At 68.1% G+C, this 7,680-nt stretch carries 5 protein-coding genes; all 5 read right to left on the bottom strand.

All coding sequences use genetic code 11. From position 1 onward, the window contains the following. Positions 1-100 precede the first annotated feature (100 nt). Positions 101-2,746: an alanine--tRNA ligase gene (alaS, locus tag HX774_RS00700; RefSeq protein ID WP_178823349.1), complete on the bottom strand. Its 2,646-nt coding sequence runs from the start codon at positions 2,744-2,746 to the stop codon at positions 101-103. A gap of 287 nt (positions 2,747-3,033) precedes the next feature. Continuing rightward, the gene (rraA, locus tag HX774_RS00695) at positions 3,034-3,516 is read right to left on the bottom strand and encodes a ribonuclease E activity regulator RraA (RefSeq protein WP_178823347.1); all 483 of its coding nucleotides are present in this window, start codon (positions 3,514-3,516) and stop codon (positions 3,034-3,036) included. 375 nt (positions 3,517-3,891) lie between these two features. Beyond that, positions 3,892-4,971, bottom strand: a complete 1,080-nt coding sequence (gene recA, locus HX774_RS00690) for a recombinase RecA (RefSeq protein WP_114815763.1) — start codon at positions 4,969-4,971, stop codon at positions 3,892-3,894. A 144-nt stretch (positions 4,972-5,115) separates the two neighbouring features. Beyond that, the gene (locus HX774_RS00685; protein WP_178823345.1) at positions 5,116-6,642 is read right to left on the bottom strand and encodes a CHAD domain-containing protein; all 1,527 of its coding nucleotides are present in this window, start codon (positions 6,640-6,642) and stop codon (positions 5,116-5,118) included. A gap of 240 nt (positions 6,643-6,882) precedes the next feature. After that, the gene (locus HX774_RS00680; RefSeq protein ID WP_178823343.1) at positions 6,883-7,632 is read right to left on the bottom strand and encodes an SDR family NAD(P)-dependent oxidoreductase; all 750 of its coding nucleotides are present in this window, start codon (positions 7,630-7,632) and stop codon (positions 6,883-6,885) included. Between the last annotated feature and the right edge of the window lie 48 nt (positions 7,633-7,680).

The following is a 7,680-nucleotide window of genomic DNA, read 5'->3' as shown; positions in this document are numbered from 1 at the left end:
CCCAACCCTCCCCCCTCGAGGGGGAGGGCTTTTGTTCTTTCAAAGAAAAAGGGCGGCGCATCGGATGCACCGCCCTTTCCTGTTTCAGCTCTGAGAGGGTCTAGCCCTTCAGCGCGGCCCGGATCGCGTCCAGACCGGCTTCGGCCTTCGACCCGTCCGGGGCGCCGCCCTGGGCGAAGTCGGGCTTGCCGCCGGCGCCCTTGCCGCCCATGGCGATGACGGCGTCGCGGGCCAGGTCGGCCGCGTTCACCTTGCCCGCCATGTCCGGCGTCGCGGCGACGGTGATGGCCGCCTTGCCGTCGGTGACGCCGACCAGGGCGACGACGCCCGAGCCGAGCTGCTTCTTGAAGTCCTCGGCCACGCCGCGCAGGCCCTTGCCGTCCACCCCGTCCAGGATGCGGGCGATCAGCTTGACGCCGTTGATCTCTTCCGGGGCCGCGTTGGCGCCGGCGCCGCCGCCCAGAGCCAGTTGCTTCTTCAGGTCGGCGACCTGCTTCTCCAGCGCCTTGCGTTCAGCGGTCAGGGCCTCGACCCGGGCCGGGACGTCGGCGGTCTGGATCTTGAACGTCTGGGCCAACTGGCGGGCGACATTGGCCTGATCCAGCAGGAAGCGGCGGGCCGCCTCGCCGGTCAGGGCCTCGATGCGGCGCACGCCGGCGGCGACGCCGCCTTCCGACACGATCTTGAACAAGGCGATGTCGCCTGTGCGGGCCACGTGGGTGCCGCCGCACAGTTCCACCGAATAGGCGCCCTCGCCCGACAGGGCGTGACCCAGGGTCAGGACGCGGACCTCGTCGCCGTACTTCTCGCCGAACAGGGCGACGGCGCCGGCCTCGATGGCCTGCTCCGGCGCCATCAACTGGGTCGTGGCCGGGAGGTTCTGGCGGATGACCGCGTTCACCTCGTCCTCGATGCGGGCCAGTTCGTCCTCGGTCACGGGGGCGTTGTGGCTGAAGTCGAAGCGCATGCGCTCAGAATCGACCATCTGGCCCTTCTGGGCGACGTGCGGGCCGAGCACGTTCTTCAGCGCGGCGTGCAGCAGGTGGGCGGCCGAGTGGTTGGCGCGGGTGGTCGGACGCGAGCCGACCTCGACCGTGGCGGCCACGGTCGCGCCGACCGTCAGGGCCGCGCCCTGGGCCACCTGGACCGTGTGAACGAAGAGGTCGGCGTGCTTCTTGGTGTCCAGCACCCGGCCTTCGCCGTTGCTCCAGACGAAGACGCCCTTGTCGCCGGCCTGACCGCCGCCCTCGGCATAGAAGGGGGTCTGGTTCAGCACGACCTCGACCACCTCCCCGGCCTCGGCGGCCTCGACCGCCACGCCGTCCTTGAGGATGGCGACGACCTGGCCTTCGCCGGTTTCGCTGTCATAGCCGGTGAACTCGGTCACGCCGTGCTGGTCGCGCAGGGCCAGCCAGGCGCCGGCCGAGGCCGTCTGGCCCGAGCCGGTCCAGTGTTCGCGCGAACGGGCGCGCTGCTCTTCCATGGCGCTTTCAAACCCGGCGACATTGACCGAGAAGCCGCGACGGCGGGCCTCGTCCTGCGTCAGGTCCAGCGGGAAGCCGTAGGTGTCGTAGAGGGTGAAGGCCGTCTGGCCGTCCAGCATGTCGCCGGCCTTGAAGCCGGTCGTAGCCTGATCGAACAGGTTCATGCCGCGGCCGAGCGTGGTGCGGAAGCGGATCTCTTCCTGCTTCAGCGTGTCCTCGATGAAGGCCTGGGCGCGGCCCAGTTCAGGATAGGCCTCGCCCATCTCCTGGACCAGGGTCGGCACCAGACGGTGCATCAGCGGGTCGGCGGCGCCCAGCAGGTGGGCGTGACGCATGGCGCGGCGCATGATGCGGCGCAGGACATAACCCCGGCCTTCGTTCGACGGGGTCACGCCGTCGGCGATCAGGAAGGCGGTCGAGCGCAGGTGGTCGGCGATGACGCGGTGCGACGGGGCCCGCTCGCCCTCGGCCTTCGTGCTGGTCAACTCTTCCGAGGCGCCGATCAGGCTCTTGAACAGATCGACTTCATAGTTGGAGTGGACGCCTTGCAGGACGGCGGCGATCCGCTCCAGACCCATGCCGGTGTCGACGCTGGGCTTGGGAAGGTCGCGAACGATCTGATCGTTCTCCTTCTCGTGCTGCATGAAGACGTTGTTCCAGATCTCCACGAAGCGGTCGCCGTCTTCGTCGGGGCTGCCCGGAGGGCCGCCGAAGATGTGGTCGCCGTGGTCGTAGAAGATTTCCGTGCACGGACCGCACGGACCGTTGTCGCCCATGGCCCAGAAGTTGTCGGCGGTGGGGATGCGGATGATCTTGTCGTCCGAGAAGCCGGTGATCTTCTTCCAGATGTCGAAGGCTTCGTCGTCGGTGTGATAAACGGTGACCAGCAGGCGGCTGGGATCAAGGCCGAACTCCTTGGTCAGCAGGCCCCAGGCGCTCTCGATGGCGTGGTCCTTGAAGTAGTCGCCGAACGAGAAATTGCCCAGCATCTCGAAGAAGGTGTGGTGACGCGCGGTGTAGCCGACGTTGTCCAGGTCGTTGTGCTTGCCGCCGGCGCGCACGCATTTCTGCGACGACGTCGCGCGCTTGTAGGGCGGGGTGGCGGCGCCGGTGAAATAGTCCTTGAACGGCACCATGCCCGCGTTGACGAACAGCAGGGTCGGGTCGTTCTGCGGCACCAGCGGAGCCGACTGCACCTTCTCGTGGCCGTCGGCCGCGAAGTAGTCGAGGAAGGTGGAGCGGATCTGTTTCAGGCTGGTCATGGCGTATCGCTCTAAGGAGTTCGGGCGCGCAGGGAGAATGTCGGAACCGGCGTCATATAGGGATTTTGCGCCGAGCGCATCACTGGCGCGTGATCGCGTGACAGGATCGGACGTCGGCGTTGCTTTTTCCTCCCCATTCCATGGGGAGGGGGACCACGAAAGTGGTGGAGGGGGCGGCTCTGCCGTTTGACGATTTGAGCGCATTCGGCAAGGACGGCGTCGCCCCCTCCGTCACGTCGGCTGCGCCGCCGCGCCACCTCCCCATGAAATGGGGAGGAAAGGTATGGCTAGCCGTGCAGCCGGTCAGCCGAAACAACCACCCCGTCCGCATCCGCATAGAGCCAGTCGCCCGGCGTGAAGATGACGCCGCCGAAGGCCGTGGGGATGTCGATTTCGCCGATGGCGTCGCGGTCGGCGCGCAGGGGGATGGTCCCCACGGCCTTGACGCCGATCCCCATGCTGTCGATGACGGCGCTGTCGCGGATGGCGCCGTGGACGATGATCCCGGCCCAGCCGTTGTCGATGGCCAGTTTCGCCAGGTTGTCGCCGACCAGGGCGCGTTTCAGAGACCCGCCGCCATTGACCACCAGAACCGCGCCCTGACCGGGCCGCTCTAGCGCCTGGCGGACCAGGGCGTTGTCATCGAGGACGCTGAGGGTGCGGATCGGGCCGTGGAAGGCTTTGACCTGGCCGAAGCTGCGGAACGGGATGTGGCACACCTTCACCACATCGGGATGGGCGTCGCAGAGGTCGGCGGTGGCGAAGGTCATGAAAGGCTCCGGTTCTTCACGGCCGAGTTTGCCCGGTTGGGTGAGCCGAGAACAGTCGGGGCGATGAGAAAAGAGGCGCAGCGCGCCCCGATTTCTTTTCCGTCATTCCGGGGCGCGAAGCGAACCCGGAACCCAGGCGGCTGATATTTCGCCGACCATGCCATGGAGGCTGACGTCTGGGCCCCGGATCGTCCCTTCGGGCCGTCCGCGGTGACGGCAAAAGAGCGAGGCTCGAACAACCCACAAAAAGAGGCCCGCCCGATGCGGATCGGGCGGGCCTGCTCCGTCCGGCCCGAGCCCCGCGGGGTCGTTCGGCGGGTCGCGGGGGACGGCGGACGGAGAAGCTGGCGGAAGGGCTGGATCAGCCCTCCAGACTCACCCTTCCAGATCTTGACCTTCGTCAGGTTCCGGCGTGCCCAGGAGCTCGTCGGCGATCTTGTTGGTCGAGGCGCGCACGGCGGCCTCGATCGAGGCGGCCATGTCCGGGTTCTGTTTCAGGAACTCGCGCACGTTCTCGCGGCCCTGACCGATGCGGGTCGAGTCATAGCTGAACCAGCTGCCGGCCTTGTCGATGACCCCGGCCTTGACCCCCAAGTCGATGATCTCGCCCAGCTTGGAGATGCCTTCGCCGTACATGATGTCGAAGATGACCTCGCGGAACGGCGGGGCGACCTTGTTCTTGACCACCTTGACGCGGGTGGTGTTGCCGACGACCTCGTCGCGGTTCTTGATCGCGCCGGTGCGGCGGATGTCGAGGCGGACCGAGGCGTAGAACTTCAGCGCATTGCCGCCCGTCGTCGTTTCCGGCGAACCGTACATGACGCCGATCTTGTGACGGATCTGGTTGATGAACAGGACGATGCAGTTCGACTTGGAGATCGAGGCGGTCAGCTTGCGCAGGGCCTGGCTCATCAGGCGGGCTTGCAGGCCCGGCAGGCTGTCGCCCATTTCGCCTTCGATTTCGGCGCGTGGCGTCAGGGCCGCGACCGAGTCGACCACCACGATGTCCACGGCGCCCGAACGCACCAGGGTGTCCACGATCTCCAGCGCCTGTTCGCCCGTGTCGGGCTGCGACACCAGCAGGTCGTCCAGATTGACACCCAGCTTCTGAGCATAGCCCGGATCAAGTGCGTGTTCGGCGTCGACGAAGGCGGCGACGCCGCCGGCCTTCTGGATTTCGGCCACCGTGTGCAGGGCCAGGGTGGTCTTGCCCGAGGATTCAGGGCCGAACACCTCGATGACGCGACCGCGCGGCAAACCGCCGATGCCGAGCGCCATGTCCAGGCCCAGCGATCCGGTGGACACCGAGGGGATCACATCGGCGACCCCGCCCTTGCCCAGTTTCATTACAGAGCCCTTGCCGAAGGCGCGATCGATCTGCGCGATCGCCGCCTCCAGGGCCCGTTGCTTTTCGCCGTCTTCTTTACCCACGAGCTTCAATGCCGCCTGTGCCATTGGTTTTCTCTCCCTTGCCATGATTCCATTCTGGGCTTTGGGAGAGACCCGCCAGGACCCGCTCCCTCTGTGAGACGGACTATGTGCATGGTTTGTTCTGGTTCACAAGATGTTCTCATTTGCGCGATGAGAACATATTGCGACCTACGACCGTTTTTGACGTTTTCCACGCCCGTTCCAGAAGGGCTTGGCGTCGTGGAAACCCTGGCTGGCCTTGATGGCGGCGATCAGAAGGGCGGCCTCGTCGCGCTCGCGCCGGCCGATGACGCGCCCGGCGGCGAAGGCGAGCGCGGCGTCGTCCAGATGGGCTTCGCCGGGAATCCGGTCGCGGGCCACGGCCAGATCATTGAGCGCGCCCAGCGTGTCCTGCATCTGTTCCAGCGCCTGGAGGTAGCGGGCGCGGCGGCGACGGGCCGGAAACAGGTCGGCGAAGAACTCGGCGGCGTAGCGCAGGCGCTTGGCGCGGATGCGCAGGTGGTGGCGCGTGTCAGCGTCCTGATCGGCCAGGCTCCGGGCGCGCTTTTCCACCTGATGGTGCAGGCGGTCGAGCGCCTCGGCGGCGAACCGGGCCACAGGTTCGTCGGGCAGGGGCGCCGTCTCGATCCAGGCGGTCGTTTCCAGCATCAGCAGGCCGTAGCGCGGCGACTGCAGCGCGCCAAGGGCGCGGTCGTAGGCTTGGCCGCGCGCGGTCAGCAGGCGTCGACCCAGCGGCGCCAGGCCGGGCGAGGGGGCGTCCTGCGCCGTAGGGTGGAAGACGTCGCGGATGAAGACGTCCAGATCGCGGGCGCCGTCGGTCTCGCCCGCCAGCCATTTCAGCTCGGTCTCGATGCGCCGGCGATCTGCCTCGGCCAGCAGGGGCTTGAAGACGCCGATGGCGGCGCGCAGGCGGCGCAGGCCCACACGCAGCTGATGCACGGCCTCAGGACGGCGCACGACCCGCAGCAGTTCGGCGTTGGCCGAGACCTGGGCCAGACAGGCCATGGCGATGGTGCGGAAAGCGTCGCTGGTCGTGGCTTCGGATGACAGGGGCGTGGGCGCGGCGCGTCGGGGGCTGCGACTGCTCCCCTCGGCCAGACGCCAGCCGCGCTCGGACTTGCTCTCGAACACCGGGACGATGGCCAGATCGCGCGCCAGACGGCGGGCCAGGGTGAAGAGGACGGCGGGGTCGCCGCGCTTCAGCTCCAGCTCCAGCTCGTAGATGGGCTCGCGGCGGTCGCCCCCCTCCGGGTCTCTGGCCGACAGCTCGCCCGCGTCGAAGGCGGCCTCGATCAGGGCGCCGTTCAGCTCGACCATCCGGATGCGGCGGACGACGGTTGTGGCGAAGCGGGGCGACAGATCAGGACCGCGGCCCTTCAGCAGCCTGTGCGCGGGGGTGGCTTTCAGCGCGGCGAGGTCCAGGGACTCGGAAGCGACAGGGACCTCCCACTCGTCGCGGGCGGTCTGGCCGGGGGCGGTCTGGCGTTTCAGCGTCTGGACGAAGCCGCCGGGCGTGGTCCGCACCCTCAGGCTGAACCCGGCCGCGCGCAGCACGCCGTCAGGGGTGTCGAAATAGACCGAGCGCAGGGACTGGCTGGTCTGCTCCCCTTGCAGCGCCGGGTGCCCCGACAGGCGCACGACCGCGCCGGGGCCGAGCCGGAACTTCAGTTCAGTTTCGGTTGCGGACGCGGCCATTGGGCTAATCTACGCCTCTCGCCGTCATCCCGGAAGCGGCGCAGCTGTGGGGCGCGCGCCGAGCACGCCCTTACTTTCGTCATCCTCCGGCGAGCGGAGCGAGACCGGGGGACCCAGCGGCGCCGAAGGCGATCTTTGCGGCAAGCGCGGTGCGTGGGATGTCGCCCTGACGGGCGCCGCTGGGTCCCCCGGTCAGCGCCGCTGCGCGGCTTGCCGGAGGATGACGAAAGAGGAAGGGGTTTAGCCCCGCGCCACCTGGAAGCCCGCGAACGATTGGCTGACGGGCATCAGCTCCAGCGCATTGATGTTCAGATGGGGCGGCAGGGTCGCGACCCAGAACAGGGTCTCGGCGATGTCCTCGCCGGTCATCGGCTTCGCGCCGTCATAGAGGGCGTCCGACGCCGCCTGGTCGCCGCTAGTGCGGACCAGGGTGAACTCGGTCTCGGTCATGCCGGGCTCGATGGAGGTGACGCGGACCCCGGTGCCGTGCAGGTCGGCGCGCAGGCCCAGCGAGAACTGGCGCACGAAGGCCTTGGTGCCGCCATAGGCGTTGCCGCCCTTGTAGGGATAGGTCGCGGCCACCGAGCTGATGTTCAGAATGGCGCCCTTGCGCGCGATCAGGCGCGGCAGCAGGCGCCGCGTGATGGTGACCAGGCCGGTGATGTTGGTGTCGATCATCTGACGCCACTGGTCCAGATCGGCGTCCTGGGCGGCGGCGGTGCCGAGAGCCAGCCCGGCGTTGTTGATCAGGACGTCGATCTCGCCAAAGCCCTCGGGCAGGGCGTCCAGGGCCGCGTCGATGGCGGCCTCGTCGCGAATGTCGAAGACGAGGGGATGGACCACGTCGGCGCCCAGTTCGGCGACCAGTTCGTCCAGACGCTCGGCGCGACGGCCGGTGGCGATGATCTTCCAGCCTGCGGAGGCGAAGCGGCGCGCAGCCGCCTGGCCGATGCCCGCCGTGGCGCCGGTGATGAGGACGGTTCCGCTCATGGTCTGCTCCTGTTCGCTGTCGCCGGTTGTCTAGCGCCGCTGCGGCCA

The sequence above is a fragment of the Brevundimonas sp. P7753 genome (assembly GCF_013386595.1).
Taxonomy (GTDB): domain Bacteria; phylum Pseudomonadota; class Alphaproteobacteria; order Caulobacterales; family Caulobacteraceae; genus Brevundimonas; species Brevundimonas bullata.
Note: the sequence above shows the minus strand (reverse complement) of the source record. Positions and strands in the feature narration are given on the sequence as shown.